Origin of the sequence: Streptomyces sp. NPDC050625 (assembly GCF_040654755.1) — a bacterium.
In the GTDB taxonomy this organism is placed as follows: Bacteria; Actinomycetota; Actinomycetes; order Streptomycetales; family Streptomycetaceae; genus Streptomyces.
On record NZ_JBFAIQ010000008.1, the window covers coordinates 127,306 to 145,674 of the forward strand.

Annotated in this window: 13 protein-coding genes; 9 read left to right on the top strand and 4 right to left on the bottom strand. The window is 70.4% G+C overall.

The annotated features are described in order from the left end of the window. Positions 1-21 precede the first annotated feature (21 nt). Complete coding sequence (locus AB0I54_RS20890; RefSeq protein WP_363297543.1) at positions 22-504, top strand: ATP-binding protein; 483 nt, start codon at positions 22-24, stop codon at positions 502-504. On the opposite strand, the gene AB0I54_RS20895 is transcribed toward AB0I54_RS20890, so the two are convergent. Then, positions 440-1,300 (bottom strand): SigB/SigF/SigG family RNA polymerase sigma factor, encoded by an 861-nt coding sequence (locus AB0I54_RS20895; RefSeq protein ID WP_363297740.1) that lies wholly within the window; start codon positions 1,298-1,300, stop codon positions 440-442. The two genes, AB0I54_RS20890 and AB0I54_RS20895, sit on opposite strands and share 65 nt — an antisense overlap. 317 nt (positions 1,301-1,617) lie before the next feature. On the opposite strand from AB0I54_RS20895, the gene AB0I54_RS20900 reads away from it, so the two are divergent. After that, entirely contained in the window at positions 1,618-4,575 is a 2,958-nt protein-coding gene (locus AB0I54_RS20900; protein ID WP_363297544.1) for a HAMP domain-containing protein, read from the top strand. A gap of 157 nt (positions 4,576-4,732) precedes the next feature. Here AB0I54_RS20900 and AB0I54_RS20905 read toward each other — a convergent pair whose 3' ends face one another. Beyond that, entirely contained in the window at positions 4,733-7,003 is a 2,271-nt protein-coding gene (locus tag AB0I54_RS20905) for a SpoIIE family protein phosphatase (protein ID WP_363297546.1), read from the bottom strand. A gap of 180 nt (positions 7,004-7,183) precedes the next feature. Between AB0I54_RS20905 and AB0I54_RS20910 the strand changes: the two genes are divergently transcribed. Continuing rightward, positions 7,184-8,173, top strand: a complete 990-nt coding sequence (locus AB0I54_RS20910; protein ID WP_363297547.1) for a cation diffusion facilitator family transporter — start codon at positions 7,184-7,186, stop codon at positions 8,171-8,173. 151 nt (positions 8,174-8,324) lie between these two features. Here AB0I54_RS20910 and AB0I54_RS20915 read toward each other — a convergent pair whose 3' ends face one another. Next, complete coding sequence (locus AB0I54_RS20915; protein WP_363297548.1) at positions 8,325-8,657, bottom strand: helix-turn-helix domain-containing protein; 333 nt, start codon at positions 8,655-8,657, stop codon at positions 8,325-8,327. A gap of 179 nt (positions 8,658-8,836) precedes the next feature. On the opposite strand from AB0I54_RS20915, the gene AB0I54_RS20920 reads away from it, so the two are divergent. The 5 genes from AB0I54_RS20920 (at position 8,837) to ligD (AB0I54_RS20940) (ending at position 13,555) form a co-directional block, all read left to right on the top strand. Beyond that, complete coding sequence (locus AB0I54_RS20920) at positions 8,837-9,598, top strand: ANTAR domain-containing protein (protein ID WP_363297549.1); 762 nt, start codon at positions 8,837-8,839, stop codon at positions 9,596-9,598. A 196-nt stretch (positions 9,599-9,794) separates the two neighbouring features. Continuing rightward, complete coding sequence (locus AB0I54_RS20925; RefSeq protein WP_363297550.1) at positions 9,795-10,355, top strand: hemerythrin domain-containing protein; 561 nt, start codon at positions 9,795-9,797, stop codon at positions 10,353-10,355. Between the two features lie 201 nt (positions 10,356-10,556). Continuing rightward, a complete protein-coding gene (locus AB0I54_RS20930) occupies positions 10,557-11,069 on the top strand; it encodes a hypothetical protein (RefSeq protein WP_363297551.1) in 513 nt (170 codons plus the stop codon). A gap of 537 nt (positions 11,070-11,606) precedes the next feature. Next, positions 11,607-12,626, top strand: a complete 1,020-nt coding sequence (gene ligD / locus AB0I54_RS20935) for a non-homologous end-joining DNA ligase (RefSeq protein ID WP_363297552.1) — start codon at positions 11,607-11,609, stop codon at positions 12,624-12,626. Further along, on the top strand, positions 12,623-13,555 hold the full coding sequence (ligD, locus tag AB0I54_RS20940; protein ID WP_363297554.1) for a non-homologous end-joining DNA ligase: 933 nt from the start codon (positions 12,623-12,625) through the stop codon (positions 13,553-13,555). Before ligD (AB0I54_RS20935) ends, ligD (AB0I54_RS20940) begins: the two co-directional genes overlap by 4 nt. 38 nt (positions 13,556-13,593) lie before the next feature. On the opposite strand, the gene AB0I54_RS20945 is transcribed toward ligD (AB0I54_RS20940), so the two are convergent. Then, positions 13,594-14,985 (bottom strand): nicotinate phosphoribosyltransferase, encoded by a 1,392-nt coding sequence (locus AB0I54_RS20945; RefSeq protein WP_363297556.1) that lies wholly within the window; start codon positions 14,983-14,985, stop codon positions 13,594-13,596. 295 nt (positions 14,986-15,280) lie between these two features. Here AB0I54_RS20945 and AB0I54_RS20950 point away from each other — a divergent pair, with 295 nt between their 5' ends. Continuing rightward, positions 15,281-18,358, top strand: a complete 3,078-nt coding sequence (locus tag AB0I54_RS20950) for an FAD-linked oxidase C-terminal domain-containing protein (RefSeq protein ID WP_363297557.1) — start codon at positions 15,281-15,283, stop codon at positions 18,356-18,358. The last annotated feature ends 11 nt before the right edge of the window (positions 18,359-18,369 follow it).

Consider the following 18,369-nt stretch of genomic DNA (forward strand, 5'->3'; position numbering starts at 1 on the left):
TCGGAGCCGGGCGGAGGCCCCATGACGACGAGAGCCGCCGACCACGAGCAGGTCAGACGACTCATCCTGCGCGACAGGAGCGCAGTGGTGACGCGCTGCCGTGATTTCACCGCGGAGACGCTGGCCGACTGGGGTTGGCTGAATGTCCACACGATCGAGGCGCGCGAACGGGTCGAGGACGTCCTGCTACTGGTGTCGGAGGTGGTCACCAACGCCTGTCTGCACGCCGGCGGCCCGGAGGAGCTGGTGCTCCGGCAGGACGGCGGACGACTGCGTATCGAGGTGTCCGACGGCTGCCCCGAGCACCCGCGTGCCCAGGAATACCGCTCGCCCGCACTCCCCGGCGGACACGGCCTCATGGTCCTGGAGCGACTGGCGACCGCGTGGGGGTCCGAGGCCAAGGCGGATCCCACCCGCGGAAAGGTCGTATGGGTGGAGGTCAGCCGTCCATCAGGGGCGCCTTCTCGGGCGCGGTCGGACCGTCGTCGACCAGACCCGCTCTGAGGTCGCTCAGGATCCGCTTGAGCAGACGAGAGATGTGCATCTGCGACAGTCCGAGACGCTCACCGATCTGGGCCTGAGTGAGCTCCTCACCGAAGCGCAGCGACAGGATGAGGCGATCCCGGTCACCCAGGCCCGCTATCAGAGGCTTCAGCGACGCGTAGTCCTCGACGAGCTCGTACGACGGTTCCGATGTAGCCAGACGGCGCGCCATCGGACCCGGAGTGTCGGAGTCGTCTTCGTCGGCCGACGCGTCGAGGGAACTGGCGGAGTAGCCGTTCGCGGCACGTTCGCCCTCGGCCACACACTCCTCGGGAACATGCATCTGGGCGGCGAGTTCGCCACGGGTGGGCCGGTGTCCGATGCGCTGCTCCAGGCGGTCTGCGCACTTCGCCATGTCGATCCGCAGCTCCTGGAGCCGACGGGGAACCCTGACGGCCCAGACGGCATCCCGGAAGAACCGCTTCATCTCGCCGACGATCGTCGGCAGTGCGAACGCCGAGAACTCGATGCCGCGGTCGACGTCGAAACGGTTGATGGCCTTGATCAGGCCGATGGTGCCGACCTGGACGATGTCCTCCGCCGGCTCGGAATGGCCCCTGAATCGCCGGGCGGCGAACCTGACGAGACTGAGATTCAGCTCGACCAAGGTGTTGCGCACGTAGGAGGACTCGGGCGTGCCCTCCTCGAGTTCACGCAGGCGCACGAAGAGAGCCGCCGACAGGGCCCGGGCATCCGTCGTCGAGACCTCGGTGGGCCGCGTGATCTCGGGCAGTCCGGCCAGCGCCTCGCAGCGCATGGCGGCACCCACGTCGTGGCCGGAGACGAGGGACGTCCGGGGTGTGGGCATGATGCTCCTTCGACGGTGGCGGTGGGCCTGCACCGCGTGACGCGATGGGGGTCCGTCGGCTGAGCGTCCTGTAGTCAGAGTTCCCCCTCGGGTTCGTACGACACGGTATGACCCGGGACTGGGCCAGGCTGAGAAGCCGCCGCAGAGTGCCGCGGTCCCGGGAGCCGCAGCCTCGGACCAGTCCTAGAGTGGAGACGCGGCGCGGGCCCTCCCGGACGTCCGGCCCGTCGGCCCACGCACCGCCTGCTCGTACGAGGTGGCACCTCATGGCACAGCGCAGAGAAGCACACCTCGGCGCGGCCCCCGAACACGGAGACCGCTCCGAGGAGGGCATGTGCCGACTGCTCGCCGGACTCACGGCAGTACGGGACGGAGATCTCTCCGTCCGGCTCCCCGAGGACTCCGCCGGAACGCTCGGCGACATCGCCGTCGTCTACAACGACATGGTCGACCGGCTCGCCCTCCTCACCGCCGAGGTCACCCGTGTCGCCGGCGAGGTGGGGGACGAGGGCCGGCTCGGCAGCCGCGTACGGGAGCCACGGGCGACCGGGGTCTGGCAGGAGCTCACCAGCGGCGTCAACGCGATGGCCGACAACCTGACCCTGCAGGTGCGCTCCATCGCACACGTGGCGACCGCCGTCGCCCGCGGCGATCTCACCCAGAAGATCCGGGTGGACGCGCGGGGCGAGATCCTGGATCTCAAGGAAACGATCAACACCATGGTCGACCGGCTCTCCTCCTTCGCGGAGGAGGTCACCCGCGTGGCACGCGAGGTCGGTACGGACGGCAGGCTGGGCGGGCAGGCCACGGTCCGCGGGGTGTCCGGGACGTGGAAGGATCTCACCGACAACGTCAACTTCATGGCCGACAACCTGACCAACCAGGTGCGCAACATCGCGCAGGTCACCACGTCCGTCGCACAGGGCGACCTGACCAGCCGCATCGATGTCGCCGCACGCGGCGAGATCCTTGAACTCAAGACCACGATCAACACCATGGTGGACCAGCTGTCGTCGTTCGCCGCCGAGGTGACACGTGTGGCGCGCGAGGTGGGCACCGAGGGGAAACTGGGTGGCCAGGCCACGGTCCGTGGGGTGTCCGGGACGTGGAAGGACCTCACCGACAACGTCAACGAACTGGCCGGCAACCTCACCCGGCAGGTCAGGGCCATCGCCGAGGTGACGAGTGCGGTCGCCGAAGGAGATCTCACCCGCTCCATCACCGCCGACGCCCCCGGCGAGGTGGGCGAACTGCGCGACAACATCAACGCGATGGTCGAGTCGCTGCGCGCGACGACCCGCGCCAACCAGGAGCAGGACTGGCTGCAGACGAATCTGGCCAGGATCACCGGACTGCTGCACGACACCCGCAGCGTGCCCGAGATGGCCGAGCTGATCATGACGGAGATGCCGCCGCTGGTCTCGGCCCAGTACGGCGCCTTCTACGTCGTCGAAGAGGGCGAGCAGGGACGCGAGCTGGTCATGGCCGCCGGGTACGGGCTTCCGGAGCCGCCCGGGTCCGGCACGGGGCGCCGGTTCCGCTTCGGCCAGGGCCTCGTGGGCCAGGCCGCCGAAGACGGGCGAGCCCTGATTGTCGCTCCGGTGCCCGCGGGGTACGCGACCGTCTCCTCCGCCGTCGGCTCGGCGGAGCCGACAGCACTCGTCGTGCTCCCGATCGTGGCCGAGGACCTGGTGCTCGGCGTCGTCGAACTCGCCTCCCTGCATGACTTCACGGCCCTGCACCGCGACTTCCTCGATCGGTTCGTGGTCAGCGCAGGCGCCATGCTCAGCTCCCTCGCGGCCAATCGGCGCACCGACGAACTGCTCGCCCAGTCGAGGAGCCTCGCCGATGAACTCCGATCCAAGACCGAGGAGTTGCAGACCCGGCAGCAGGAGCTGCAACGGTCCAACGCGGAACTGCAGGAGCAGGCCGCCCTCCTCGCCGAACGCAACAAGGACATCGAGTCGAAGAACCGGGTCATCGAACAGGCCCGACAGGAACTGGAGGCCCGTGCCCAGCAGTTGGCGCGTACGTCCACTTACAAGTCCGAGTTCCTGGCCAACATGAGTCACGAACTGCGGACGCCGCTGAACAGCCTGCTGACCCTGGCACGTCTCCTCTCCCAGAACGCCGAGGGCAACCTGACGCAGAAGCAGGTCGACTACGCCCAGGTCATCCACTCGGCCGGCTCCGATCTGCTCCAGCTGATCAATGACATCCTGGACCTGTCCAAGGTGGAAGCCGGCAAGATGGAGGTCCGGCGAGAGCCGTTCGCCCTGTCCCGGCTGTTGGAGAGCCTGAAGGCGACCTTCAATCCGGTCGCCGACGAACGGGGGCTCGACTTCACGATCTCCGTGGCCCCGGAAGTGCCGGAGTCGCTCACCACCGACGAGACACGCATGCGTCAGGTGCTGGCCAACCTCCTCTCCAACGCGCTGAAGTTCACCGACGAAGGCAGTGTCACGCTGCGGGTCGAGCCCGCCGACGTCCTCGAGACTCCCGCCGACATCCGCGGTGCCGGGCCGGTGCTCGCCTTCCACGTCACCGACACCGGGATCGGCATCCCCGCGGACCGCCTCCGACACATCTTCGAGGCATTCCAGCAGGGCGACGGCACCACCGCACGCCATTACGGCGGCACCGGACTTGGCCTCTCCATCAGCCGCGAGGTCGCCATGCTCATCGGCGGCGCCCTCGGAGTGAAGAGCGCACCGGGTCGCGGCAGCCGCTTCACGCTCTACCTTCCCGAGCACACGAAGACGACGCCGACCGCGACGACCACGCATGAGGCCCCTGAACTCCAGGGGCGCACGCTCCGGGAGCCGTCCGGCCCCGCTGCCCTCGCCGCCCGGTCCGGAGCCACCGTCCTCGTCGTGGACGACGACCACCGCAACCTCTTCGCTCTCACCGAGGTGTTGAAGACCGGCGGGCTGAACGTCCTGACCGCCGACAGCGGCCGACGGGCCATCGAGGTACTCACCGAGCACGACGAGATCGAACTCGTCCTGATGGACGTCATGATGGCCGGGATGGACGGGTACGAGGCGATCAAGAAGATCCGCAGGCTCCCGGGCCGCGCGAACCTCCCGGTCATCGTGGTCACCGCGAAGGCGATGCCAGGGGATCGTGCCGAGGCGCTGGAGGCCGGCGCCGACGACTACCTCGCCAAGCCGGTCGACGACAAGGAACTCCTCACCATGATTCATCGCCGCCTGGCGAAGTGACGGCCCCGCAGGCATGTGACGGCTGAGGGGGCGGGCGGTGGACCGCCGGCAAAGCGGTCGGGCCGCGCTCGGCAGCGGTCGTTCTCCGGTCCCCGGGGCCGGCGTCGCTTCGGCCGTCGGGCCTGCTTCGGCCCGTGGGGCGGCTTCGGTCCCCGGGTCAGAGCACCCCGATCGCGACGATGCACGTGTCGTCGTCGGTGTCGCCCATGACGGATCCGAGCAGTCCGTCGACCAGCAGCCCCAGATGCCGGCCGTCCGCGAGTTCCTCGACCGTGGCGACGAGGCGGGCGAGCCCGACGCCGAGCCCGTCGTGCCGCCGTTCGATCAAGCCGTCCGTGTACAGAAGCAGCGTGTCACCCGGCCGCAGGGCGATGCGGCGCTCCTCATAGGCAGGTGACCACACCGCGCCCAGCAGGATGTCGTGGGGGGTCTCCAACAGCCGCGCCCGGCCGTCCCGGAGCAGCAGGAGAGGAAGGTGTCCGGCGCTGGACCAGACGAGGTCCCCGGCGACCGGGTCATAGATGGCGCACACCGCGGTCGCCGTGATGCCGTCACCAGTGCGCAGCGTGACCTCGTTGAGCCAGCCCATCACAGGCCCGGGCGGCCGGCCGGTGAAGGCGAGCGCCCGCTGGGCGTTGCGCAGCGCGACCATGCCGGTGACGGCGTCGATTCCGTGCCCGGCGATGTCACCGACGGCCAACAGCACCTTGCCGTCCGACAGCGGCAGCACGTCGTACCAGTCGCCGCCGACCTGGTACTCCTCCGCCGCCGGGCGGTATCGAGCGGCGACGACCAGACCACCGGGCAGCTCCTGGAGGTCGGGGACCTCGGGAACGATGGCGTGCTGAAGCTGGAGGGCCAGCCGGTGCCGCATCTCCGCCTGGTCACGGACCACGGTCAGACGGTCGAAGGTCGCGCTGAGCGCGAGTTCCGTGCGGTGCATCGCCGACTCGTCCTGGTACACGCCGACGAAGCCGGTGACCGTGTCCCCGTCGAGCAGCGGTTCCGCCGCCACCCGCACATGGCGTACGGTCCCGTCCGGGCGCACGATCCGCAGCACGCACTGTGCTCCCGTCCGGCGCTCCATGAGCGTACGCAGCAGTCTCGTCAGGGCGCCGTCGTCGCCTCGGTGAATGCGTTCCCGCAGCGCCAGCAGGGGCACCGGGGGCTCGTCCCGTTCCATCCCGAACATCCCGTAGGCCTGCTCGGACCACACGGTCCGGCCGCCGGTCAGGCTGTCCTGGAAGGTGGCGACGCTGTGCAGCCGGGAAACGGCGCGGCCCGTGGCGAGGGAGGAGTCGCCCACGGTGTTCCACAGCAGCACGGACCGCTCGTTCCCGGCCGGCAGGACCCGGACGTCCAGCAGCGGCGCGGGCACCGCGCCCGGCGGGGTGCGGGCCGTCGCCGGCAGCCGCGCGGCCTGCTGCGGACGGCTGCTGCGGCTCGCCCGCCGGGCGAGCCGTGCAAGTGCCTCGTGAGTCAGCGGAAAGACGTGCGACAGATGCCTCTCCTCGGCCGAGAGGGTTCTCCCGAGGGCGGCGACGGCCCTCTCGTTGAGGTGCTCGACGATCAGGGCCCCGGTCGTGCCGCTCATCCGCAGCAGTGCCGCCGGATGGGTGAGAGCGTCAAGGATGTCGACCAGCAACGGCAAGGCCGGCAGTGTGCTGCCCGGACGGTCCAGGACCGTGACCGCCATGCCCATCAGGTCGGTGACAGCGCGTCGAGCCGTGGCATCGAAGGGTGTGGGGCCCGGCCAGCCCACCAACGCGAGGCCGACCGTCTCACCCCGACGCTTCAGGGGCAGCAGGGCCCTGGCCGCGTCCGGCCGTGGTCCGGGCATCTGGCAGCCGTCGGCCGGTCCGCTCTCCAACCACAGGGGAACGCCGTCGGCGAGGGCGGTGCGAAACGGTTCGGGACAGGTCGGCGGGAGCCAGCGCCAGGCCGCGGCTTCCGAGGCCCCGACCCCGGCGTGCCCGGCGAGGCTCAGGCTGCCGGCCGTTTCCGACCGCCACAACCACAGGCTGTCCGCCCCCAGCGGGCCGAGGGCTCCCTCCAGAAGCGCGCGCGCCGCGTCTCCGACGTTGTCCGTCGCTTCGGCGGCCGCCGTGGTACGGCGCTGGTGGCGGGCCTGCAACGGCGGGGCCGTGCCGGGGGCGGCAAGGGGGGTGCCCGGCGCCGCGACCGAGTTCACGACGTCCGCGGCAAGATCCGCGAGCGAGAGCCCGGTCGCCCGGGCAAGGGCTTCGAGATGCGCGGCGGCATCGCCGACGGAGACGTCGAGTTGGGCGGCGAGTACGCCCGTGGCCAGATCGGTGAGGTGGCGGCGCGCGTACTCCCCTCGGAGCCGCTCGATCTCGGCCGCCAAGCCGGCGAATCCGGAGTCGGCCCAGTTGACGGAGGCCCCGGCCGGCTCTGCAGAAAACGTCACGGCGATCTCCGTTCCGCCGTCGGGCGGGCGTCCGGAACAGGCGCTCGTACTCCTTGGGATGCTACTCGTCCGTCATGAACCCGGAGGTGCTCAGCCGCCCCGTATGAACAGCGCTCACAGGGGTAACCGGTGACCGACGCGGAAGCCGACGACGGCAGGGAAGGTCGGAGGGCTGCGCAGGTGACAGGCACGCACGGGCAGCACGATCGGGGCCACGGGGCCCGGGACGTACGCACTCGGGTCACGGTCTTCGTCGCCCTCGGAGCCAACCTCGTGATCGCCACTGCCAAGACGTTCGCCGGGCTCTACGCCGGGTCACCCGCACTGCTCTCGGAGGCGGCACACTCGGTCGCGGACAGCCTGAACGAGGTCTTTCTGCTCATCGCGGTGCGCCGCAGCAAGCGTCCCGCCGACGAACGTCATCCGTTCGGGTACGGCCAGGAGCGCTACTTCTGGGCGCTTCTGGCAGCGGTGGGCATCTTCGTCATGGGCGGGTGTTTCTCGGTGTACCAGGGCGTGCAGGCCCTGCGGACGGACCAGCAGGAGTCACTGAGGGGCTACCTCGCGGGGCTGGCGGTGCTCGGGGTGGCGCTGCTGGCCGACGGCGCGTCCCTGGTCCGCGCCTGGTACCAGGCGCGCCGACACGGGGAAGGCGCGACCGACCCGGCTCTGCGCACGGTGATCGCAGAGGACGCGACGGCGGTGATCGGTGTGCTCCTCGCGGCGGCGGGCATCGCGCTGCACCTGGCGACCGGGCAGGTGGCCTGGGAGGCGGCCGCCTCCATGGCGATCGGGCTCCTGCTGGTCTGCGTGGCCTGCCGACTGGCCCGGGAGGCGCGGGACCGGCTGATCGGTGAGGCGGTCGACACGGAACTGCGCGACCGGATCGGTGACTTCCTCTCCGCCCAGGACGAGATCGACAAGGTCGCCGCGCTGCTGACGATGCGTCTGGGACTGGACTCGGTACTGGTCGCCGCCCGCATCGACCTGACGCCGGGGATCGACAGCGAGGAGGTCGAGCTGGTGTGTCTCCGCCTCAAACGGCGCATCGCCGACAAGTGGCCACAGGCCCAGCACGTGTTCCTGGACATCACCGAAGCGCCCGGCCCCGGGGAAGGCCCGCCGTCGCCGACCGACCCCGCCCCCAGGATGTCTCGGCACGGGACCTGAGAAACGTCACGACGTCATCGCTCCAGGAAGCGGCGGTGTCGCATCGTCACTGTCAGATCGATGCTCGGGCAGGGCGTGACGCGTGGACGCACTACCGCCGCCGGCCGCCTGCCCGGCACATCCGACGGCTTCGCCACGCCGGATCAGGCCGTCATCCGGATCTTTTGGCGTCGTCGGTGTGCTCGGCATCGTGCTGGACCAGGAGGGCGAGCAGATCTGCCACGGTCAGGGCCGCCTCGGCCGGGTGACGCAGGGGGCTTCCCGGCCGGATGCGGTAAGTGTTGGACCGCCCTTCACGCCGGTGGGTGAGGTATCCGTCCGCCTCCAGGTCGGAGATGATCTTCTGGACGGCGCGTTCGGTGAGCCGGCAGTGTGCGGCGATGTCGCGGACGCGCCTGCGCTGGTTGCTCGCGATCGCGGCGAGCACCCGGGCGTGGTTGGTGAGGAACGTCCACCCCGTGTGCGGCTCGGGTACTTCTCCCATACCGCCAGGATAGGACCGAACGGTTCACGTATCCAAAAGACTGAAATAGATTTCCCGTATTTCTTGACAGGGTACGGAGGGCGGGCAGAGCCTGGATGCGGAAGGACGCGGACGCCGACGGAAGAGGCGGCCATGCGAGCGGAAGCTTCCCCGGGCAGCAGGCCAGGGAGGACGCGATCATGAGCAGATCACCGGTCAGCCACCCCGCGGCGCAAGCAGCACCGCCGCCTCTCCTGATCGGGGTCTCCGCTCGTGGCGGCCGCCTGCTCGTGACCATCCGCGGCGATCTCGACATCAGCGCGGAGACAGCAGTGCAGACCGTGCTGCGGAAGGCCGTTGGGCGGAGCAGGCACGGGATCGATCTCGACCTCAGCGGCACAGGGTTCTGTGACTGCTGCGGCCTGAACTGTTTCCTCACCGCCCGGCGCCGCGCCATGGCAGCCGGCAAGACCGTGACCATCCAGGCCGCCAGCCCCCTGGTGCAGCGTCTGCTGAGCGTGACGGGCACGTGGCCCCTGTTCACGCTCCAGCGCTGTTCGTCAGCCCCGGGCTGCGGCCCCGAAGCGACGGCAGAACGTCAGGAGGATGCCCTGGACGAGGACGAGAACCTGCGCGCTGAGGTCGTCCAACTGCGCAGGGCGATGCAGACGCGCCCGCTTATCGACCAGGCCACGGGGATCCTGATGGCCACATTCAGCCTCACCGCCGAGGACGCCTGGGACGTGCTGGTCGCCCTCTCCCAGAACACGAACACCAAACTCGCCGAAGTCGCCGAGAAGCTCATCACCAGCATTCAGGGCCAGCCCCTCGCCGAAGCCGACCAGCAGCAGGTAGCCGCAGCCGTCGCCGCCCTCCACGCCACGAGAACGCCACCCGCACCCCCGCAACCACAACAGCCCCTCCCCGACGAAGAGGTCGGCGGCTGCGAGCTGCCGCCGTGACACCCGCAGCCCGCACACGAGAGCACACCGGAGGCTTTGTTTCAGTTGCCGGGGTCCTGCCTGGCACGAACGCTGACCACCGACTGGGTGAGGCACACGCGTCAGGCTCACTTCGCCGGCCCCACTGGGGGATGACTGTCTGTCGAGGCCGGGGGGACCCGGCCTCGACAACGACCAACGAGAGGCGGAATGCGCAATGGGACATGGCGGAAATGTCATCGAGGAGCTGAAGACCGACCACCGGGAGGTCGAGGAGATCTTCGGCCGGATCGAAGCGATGCCCGATGGGGCTAAGCAGCTGCGCGATCTCATCGACGAGGTCACCATCGAGCTGGTACGTCACTCGGTCGCCGAGGAGCAGTACCTGTACCCGGCGGTGCGCAAGTACGTCGACGGCGGCGACCATCTCGCCGACACGGAGCTCGCCGATCACGGCCGGGTCGAGAAGATCCTCAAGCAACTGGAGAGGACGGACACCGACGACCCACAGATGAGCCCGCTGCTGCACCAGCTCATGGAAGAGGTGTCCACCCACGTCCGGGACGAGGAGAACAACCTCTTCCCGAGGCTGCGCCAGGCCTGCACCATCGAGACACTCGACGAACTCGGGGACAAGATCCGCCGTGCCAAGGCCATGGCCCCGACCCGCCCGCACCCCGCCGCCCCCGACACCCCGCCCGCGAACAAGCTCCTCGCGCCGGGCGCCGGCCTGGTCGACCGGGCCCGCGACTTCGTCACCGGCCGGGGCAAATCCTGACGCCCGGTATCCGGGGCCGGCCTGCAACGGCCGCCGGCCCCGGGTGCCCGTCCGGACAGCGCAGTGACACCGGTCATGGCACCGGGTGTGGCGGCCGCCTACACTGGCCGGCCACGAGCGGGGCAGCGCGGCTCCGCGCAGACAGCTCGCAAAAAGCCGGTCAGCCGGACACGGGCGAGCCGCCCCGAGGGACCGATCACCGTGCCCACCGACCTCACCCCCGTCATAGCCGCATCCGCCCGCTGGCTGCTGGCCGCCTATCCACCGCCGGCAGGCGCGCTCAGCCGGGCGCTGGCCGAGGCCCAGGCCCGGCAGGCCGCCACCCTCGCCGCCGCCCTGTGCTACCCGACCACGATGGACGTGCAGCTGCTGCATCTCCTCGCGCCCAGCGGATCCCACCGGCTGGACTGGCTGACCGGATCCGACCCGTATCCTGACGATGCCGAGTGGCGGACCTGGGTCGATGAAACCGTCGTCAGCTGGGCCGCCTGCCTCCTGGCCGACCCCGACCTGGCCGCACGCGCCCACCAGGCCCTCACCGCAACCGAGCACCACGCCGATGCGGGCTGTCTGCAGCGGCTGACCGGCCCCAGCGACCGGGACGCCGAGGCCGCCGCGCTACTGCGCCACCCCGATCTCCTCGAAGACATCGCCGCGCTGTACCGGCCCGGGCTCGTGGACTTGCTGAACATCCAAGGCGCCGAACTGCCGTGACATCGCCGGCATGAAAGAAACCGAAGCCCGGAGAAGACAGCTGGCACCCGCCGTTCCCTCCTGGTTCACTCACACCGGACGCCAGACGATCTCGTCTCGGGCGGCCAGACCACCATCGGCCGGCCGCTCACCGCCACCGTGATCCGTTCCATGGTCGATCCCTACCCGGAATCCGGACTGACGATCAGGGCACGATCACCAGGGTCCACCGGAAGGCGCCGCTGCGGCCTTCGACTTCCCGGTCGAGGTGAACTGGGTGCTCAAGTCCTGGGCGGTCTCCAACGGACCCTCCAGCGACCCGCACGACAAGCAGCCGGCCACACGTCGGGGCCGTGCCACGCGCAGCGGGCCCACGCCGAGGCAGATCGCTTCCGGTTCCGCGCCGCGCCGCGCCGGTAGCGGCGGACGGGCCGCGGGCGCGCCCACCCATGGCTGACCCGGGTGCTCGCGGCGCACTGCCGATGCGGCGTTTGCTGCTGTCCCGACGGGGGACACGGAAGGAGCGGCACGCGGCAGGGGCCGAAAGGGGGCTTCAAGGTGCCTGCTCACAGCCTCCTGGACGACTTGTCCGAGGAGGAACGCAGGCTGCTGCGTCCGGCGACCGCACGCAGCCCGAAGCCCATGCTGGCCACGCTGACCGACACCCCGTTCTCCGACCCCGCCTGGATGTACGAGCGGAAACTCGACGGCGAACGGTGTCTGGGCCTACGAGACGGGGCCGAAGCCCGGCTGCTCTCCCGAAGCGGCCAGACACTCACCGCGACCTACCCCGAAGCCGCGGACGCCCTTGCCCACCAGCCCTGCCACGACTTCCTGGTGGACGGCGAGGTCGTCGCCTTCGAAGGCACCCGGACCAGCTTCACCCGGCTCCAGCAGCGCCTGGGCGTAACAGATGAGAACCAGGCCCGGGCCAGCCGGATCGCGATCACCTACTACGTCTTCGACCTGCTGCGCCTGGACGGAAAGGATCTCACCGGCCTGCCGCTGCGCACCCGCAAGGCCCTGCTGCGCCGCGCCCTGACCTATGCCTCTCCGCTCCGCTTCACCCCCCACCGCAACAGTACGGGTGAGACGTATCTGCACCAGGCGTGCGAGCGCGGCTGGGAGGGACTGATCGCCAAACGAGCCGACAGCACGTACATGTCCCGGCGGTCCACCGACTGGCTGAAGTTCAAATGCGGCCATCGGCAGGAGCTGGTGATCGGCGGCTTCACCGAGCCGCGGGGGCAGCGCGTCGGATTCGGCGCCCTGCTGGTCGGCCACTACGAAGGCCGACGCCTGGTGTACGCGGGAAAGGTCGGCACCGGCTACGACAGAAACACCCTGACGCGCCTGCGCAAGCGGCTGGACTCCTTGGAACGCGACGACCAGCCGTTCGCGGGAGACGACGTACGCGAGCGCGGCGCCCACTGGATCCGTCCGGAACTCGTCGCCGAGATCGGCTTCACCGAGTGGACCGGCGACGGCAAGCTGCGCCACCCGCGGTATCTCGGCCTGCGGACCGACAAGCCGGCCGACCAGGTGGTCAGGGAATGGCCGAGAGGAGGGAAGGGATGAGCCGGACAGCGAGAGAGGAGATCCGTATCGGCGGGCGCAGTGTGCCGCTGTCCAACCCGGACAAGGAACTCTTTCCCGACGACGGAATCACCAAGGCCGAGTTCGTCGACTACTACCGCGCCGTCAGCCGCGTCATACTCCCCCACCTGAGGGGCCGGCCTCTGGTCATGGAACGCCACCCGGACGGCTACCGCGGAAAATCCTTCATCCACAAGGACGTGCCCGACTACTTCCCCGACTGGATCCACCGCCGCGAAGTCCCCAAGGAGGGCGGCACAGTGACGATGGTGGTCTGTGACGACGCCGCCACCCTCGCCTACCTCGCCAACCAGGCGTGCATCACCCCGCACCCCTGGCTCAGCCGCGCCGACCGCCTCGACCGCCCCGACCGGCTGGTGTTCGACCTCGACCCGCCGACCGACGACTTCGAGATCGTCCGATGGACCGCCCGGCAACTCGGCGACTTCCTCACCGACCTCGGGCTGGCGCCCGCGGTGATGACCACCGGCTCCCGCGGACTGCACCTGCTGGTCCTGCTCGACCGTCGCACCGACTTCGACACCGCACGCGCGTTCGCCCGCAGCGCCGCGGAGCTGCTGGCCGCTCGCCACCCCGACAAGCTGACCACCGCGCCACGCAAGGACAAACGCCTCGGCCGGCTCTACCTCGACATCCAACGCAACGCCTACGCCCAGACCTCGGTCGCCCCCTACGCCGTGCGCGCCCGCCCCCACGCCCCGATCGCGACTCCCATCAGCTGGGACGAACTCGAGGACCCGGAACTCGGTCCACAACGATGGACACTGCGCACGCTGCAGGATCGTCTCTCCGACCGGGGCAACGCATGGCAGGGGCTCAGCCACTGCCGGCGCTCCCTGGCCCGCGCCAGACGGCGGCTCGACACCCTCGTCGAAAACGAGGCTGCGTGAACGCCATCAGTGAGGGGCGTGCCGGGCGTGCCGCCCCCTCACTTCGGCACGAAGCGATGTGATCCGGATGCGGTCCGTCCTGGGCCCGGGTGCAGCGCGGCGGGGGCCGACGTCTCCTCCTCGATGCGGCGCCGGACTCGGGAGGCAAGTGCGCTCAACGGCTCGGAGAACGCCGCACGGGGCGCTGCAGGGGCTCGGATCCGGCGGGCCGCCGACGGCAACTCCGCCAGGTCCACGGCGAGTGTCTCCCGACACTCGTCGAGCGTCGGCCTCGCGGTGGTACGCCGCCCGTTCCGCATCACCGTCTCCAGCAGCGGCCTGCCGTCCTCGGGTGGCGGCTCGTCGGCGAGAGCGATCACGTCGGTGCAGCCAGGACGGCGGAAGACCTGCTTCGGGCCGGGTGCCGTCACTTTCGCCGAGGAGAGCTTCATCACCGGGCGGCCGTCGTACTCCACCAATTTGTAGGCGGAGTCGAGATAGGGCGCGTCGGCCGAGACTCCGACCCGGGTGCCGACGGCGTAGGTGTCGATCGGCGCTCCGGAGCGGACCAGGTCGTCGACGGCGTACTCGTCGAGACTGCCGCTGGCGGTGATCCGTACGTCCGGCAGGCCCGCGGCGTCGAGGAGGGCGCGGGTCCGTGCCGCCAGGGTCCCGAGGTCGCCGCTGTCCAGTCGTACGGCCGAGCCGGGCCCGCGGTCCAGGTCCCGCAGGACGCGGGCGGCGACGCGGACGCCCTCCTCGGTGTCGTAGGTGTCCACCAGGAGGGTCACCGGGCCGGGATGGGACCGTGCGAAGGCGCGGAACGCCTGCTCCTCGGTGGGGAACGCCTCCACGTAGGAGTGGGCCATCGTGCCGACGGCGGGTATGCCCAGGGTCGTGGCCGCGGCCACGTTGCTGGTCCCGGCGAAGCCGGCCAGCGCACCGAGACGGGCAGCCTGGAACCCGGCCTGCGGGCCGTGGGTACGCCGAAGAGAAAAGTCCACGACCGGACGCCCGGCCGCCGCGAGGACACACCGCGCCGCCTTCGAGGCAATGGCGGTCTGGTGACTCAGCTGGTTGAGCACATAGGTCTCGGCCAGTTGCGCCTGCGGAAGCGGCGCGGTCACCTCCAGTAGAGGCTCTCCCGCGAGCACGATCCGTCCCTCCGGTACGGCCCGCACATCACCCGTGAACTCCAGGCCCAGGAGGGACTGAAGATCCCGTCGCGGGCGGTGCAGCGCGGAAGCGAAGGCGTCGACGTCCTCTGGGCTCAGGAGGAGGTCCGCCAGGTAGTCCAGGGCCGACTCCAGCCCGGCAGCGACAAGGAAGCCGCGGTCGGGAGGCAGGTCCCGGACGAAGAGGCTGAACGTCGCCGGGCCGGTCATCCCCTCTCGCAGATACGACATGGCCATCGTCACTTCGTACAGGTCGGTTGTCGTCGCATCGGACATCAGGTCACCTCCTGGGCTCACCTGCGGGTACCGAATGCCCTGCCTTGCGAGTTTCCGCACACCACGGTCCGAAGCGTGTGCGCGTCACAGGAGCAAGCACGCGGATCCGTATGCCACGGCCGATTCCCCGCCAGGGGCCGGTTCCGGCCGCACCGAATCCTGGTGATGGACCCCAAAGATGGTGCCATTGCGCCTTTCAGGGGTGGGTACCCGGGAGCTGCGGCATCGCCGAGAGCCCCGGGAATGGCGGGACGCCTCCCGCACGGTCCACGACTCAGGAAGGCGGTTATCCCTGATGACTCGCACCCCCTTCGGTACTTCCGCGGGCGTGGACATGGCCGGGCTGACGGCGGCCCTGGTCGAGGAGGTGGACGCCGAGGTCCGGTTCGACGCGGGGAGCAGGGGCGCCTATGCCACGGACAGCTCCAACTACCGGCAGGTGCCGATCGGCGTCGTGGTGCCTCGTACGGTGGAAGCCGGGATGGCGGCGGTGGGGGTGTGCGCCCGGTTCAGTGCCCCGGTCCTGTCGCGGGGCGGCGGCACCAGCCTCGCCGGACAGTCCACGAACACGGCCGTGGTGATCGACTGGAGCAAGTACTGCCACCGGCTCGTCGCCGTCGATCCCGACGCCCGGACCTGCGTGGTCGAGCCCGGGATCGTGCTGGACGTGCTCAACCGGCGGCTGGCCGGCCATCGGCTGCAGTTCGGCCCGAAGCCGTCGACGCACAGCCACTGCGCCCTGGGCGGCATGATCGGCAACAACTCGTGCGGCGCGTCCGCGCAGGCATACGGCAAGACCGTCGACAACGTGCGCCGCCTGGAGGTGCTCACCTACGACGGCCTCCGGATGTGGGTCGGGGCGACGTCCAAGGCCGAGCGGGCGCGGATCGCCGCGGAGGGCGGCCGCCGCGCCGAGCTCTACGCCGGCCTGGACCGAATCGTCAAGGAGCACCTGGCCGAGATTCGACGCGGTTATCCGAAGATCCCGCGCCGGGTCTCCGGCTACAACCTCGACTCGCTGCTGCCGGAGAGCGGCTTCGACGTGGCGCGGGCGCTGGTCGGCAGCGAGGGAACCCTGGTGACCGTGCTGCACGCCGAGCTCGACCTGGTGCCGGTGCCCGCGTACCAGTCGCTGCTGGTCCTCGGCTACGACGACATCTGCGCGGCCGCCGACGACGTGCCCCGGCTGCTGGAGCACTGTTCGCCCGGCCAGTTGGAGGCGCTGGACGGTCGGTTGGCCCAGCTGATGCGCGAGGAGGGCGCCTATCTGGCGTCTTTGAACACCCTGCCGCAGGGTGACAGCTGGCTGATGCTGCAGTTCGGCGGCGACAGCCAGGAGGAGGTCGATGAGCAGGCGCACGCCCTGCTGCGCGCCGTCGGGCGCACCGAGAAGGACGCTGATATCGCGTTCTCCGACGATCCCGAGCGCGAGCAGCGGATGCTCAGGGCGCGCGAGGCCGGGCTGGGCGTCACGGCCCGCCCGCCCGACGACCGGGAGACGTGGGAGGGCTGGGAGGACTCGGCCGTACCGCCCGAGCGGCTCGGGGACTATCTGCGGGACCTGAAGGAGCTGTTCGGGGAGTTCGGCTACGACCACCCGTCCCTGTACGGGCACTTCGGGCAGGGCTGCGTCCACACCCGTATCCCGTTCGGGCTCAGGACCGCCGAAGGCGTGGCCGACTTCCGCCGGTTCGTGGAGCGGGCCGCCGACCTCGTCGTCTCCTACGGCGGTTCCCTCTCCGGCGAGCACGGCGACGGCCAGTCCCGGGGAGAGCTGCTCACCCGTATGTTCGGTGAGCGGCTCGTGGGCGCGTTCGGCGAGCTGAAGGCGCTGTTCGACCCGGGCAACAGGATGAACCCCGGCAAGATCGTCCATCCGAACCCCGTCGACGGCCAGTTGCGTCTCGGTTCCGCCTGGCGCCCGAGGACCCCGGCGACGCACTTCGGCTTCCCCGAGGACGACCATTCCTTCAACCGCGCGGTGATGCGCTGTGTCGGCATCGGCAACTGCCGCGGCCACTCGGGCGGCGTCATGTGCCCCTCGTACCGGGCCACGATGGAGGAGGAACACTCCACCCGCGGCCGGGCCAGGCTGCTGTTCGAGATGCTCGACGGCCACCCCGACTCGGCCGTCACCGACGGCTGGCACTCCACCGAGGTGCACGACGCACTGGACCTGTGCCTGGCCTGCAAGGGCTGCAAGTCGGACTGCCCGACCGGCGTCGACATGGCCACCCTCAAGGCGGAGTTCCTCTCCCACCACTACGAGGGGCGACTGCGCCCCGCCGCCCACTACTCCATGGGCTGGCTCCCCGTGTGGGCCCGGCTCTCCCGTATCGCGCCCGGACTGGTCAACGGTGTCCTGCACGCGCCCGGTCTGGCACGGGCGGGCAAGCGCCTGGCCGGCGTGGACGAGGCCCGCGCGGCACCCGTGTTCGCCGAACGGTCCTTCCAGCAGTGGTGGCAGGCCCGCGGCATCGAGGAACCCGACCCGGCCGACCCGCGCACCGTCGCCCTGTGGCCGGACACCTTCAGTACCTACTTCCAGCCCTCGATCGCCGTCTCGGCCGTACGCGTCCTGGAGGACGCGGGCTTCCGCGTCGCCGTGCCTACCCGGCCGGTGTGCTGCGGGCTGACCTGGATCTCCACCGGGCAGCTGCCACTCGCGCAGAAGGTGCTGCGCCGCACCCTCGGCGTGCTGCGCCCCTACCTGGAGGCGGGCACCCCGGTCATCGGGCTCGAACCGTCCTGCACCGCTGTCTTCCGCTCCGACGCCCCCGAGCTGATGCCCGCCGACCAGGACGTCAAGCGGCTGGCCGGACAGGTCCGCACCTTCGCCGAACACCTCGTCCACCATGCGCCCGACGACTGGCGGCCCCCGCAGCTCAGCAGGCGGGCGACCGTGCAGACCCACTGCCACCAGCACGCCATCATGAAGTTCGACGCGGACCGCGAACTGATGCGCCGCGCTCACCTCGACGCCGACGTCCTCGACGAGGGCTGCTGCGGCCTGGCCGGCAACTTCGGCTTCGAACGCGGCCACCACGAGGTCTCCATGGCCGTCGCCGAACAGGGTGTCCTGCCCGCGGTCCGTGCCACCGCCCCGGACAGCCTCGTCCTCGCCGACGGCTTCAGCTGCCGAACCCAGATCGAACAGGGCGGCACCGGACGGCGTGCCCTGCACCTGGCGGAGGTCCTGGCCCTCGGTCTGGAGGGCACGCTCCCGACCGAGCACCCCGAACGCCTGGCCGTACGCCCCGCCCCGCCCTCCCGCGCTTCCCGTTGGGCGGCCACCGCGGGCGCGGCCACCCTGACGGCTGCCGCCGCAACGGGCGCCGGCCGAGCGGCGGTGCGCTCGCTGCGCCACCTCTGATCCCTCTTCAC

Bases quoted from the DNA above. Each gene is read 5' to 3' on its own strand.
- AB0I54_RS20925 (WP_363297550.1), top strand. From the start codon at position 9,795: ATGGGACATGGCGGAAATGTCATCGAGGAGCTGAAGACCGACCACCGG.
- AB0I54_RS20950 (WP_363297557.1), top strand. From the start codon at position 15,281: ATGACTCGCACCCCCTTCGGTACTTCCGCGGGCGTGGACATGGCCGGG.
- AB0I54_RS20895 (WP_363297740.1), bottom strand. From the start codon at position 1,300: ATGCGCTGCGAGGCGCTGGCCGGACTGCCCGAGATCACGCGGCCCACC.
- AB0I54_RS20900 (WP_363297544.1), top strand. From the start codon at position 1,618: ATGGCACAGCGCAGAGAAGCACACCTCGGCGCGGCCCCCGAACACGGA.
- ligD (WP_363297554.1), top strand. From the start codon at position 12,623: ATGAGCCGGACAGCGAGAGAGGAGATCCGTATCGGCGGGCGCAGTGTG.
- AB0I54_RS20915 (WP_363297548.1), bottom strand. From the start codon at position 8,657: ATGGGAGAAGTACCCGAGCCGCACACGGGGTGGACGTTCCTCACCAAC.
- AB0I54_RS20945 (WP_363297556.1), bottom strand. From the start codon at position 14,985: ATGTCCGATGCGACGACAACCGACCTGTACGAAGTGACGATGGCCATG.
- AB0I54_RS20920 (WP_363297549.1), top strand. From the start codon at position 8,837: ATGAGCAGATCACCGGTCAGCCACCCCGCGGCGCAAGCAGCACCGCCG.
- AB0I54_RS20890 (WP_363297543.1), top strand. From the start codon at position 22: ATGACGACGAGAGCCGCCGACCACGAGCAGGTCAGACGACTCATCCTG.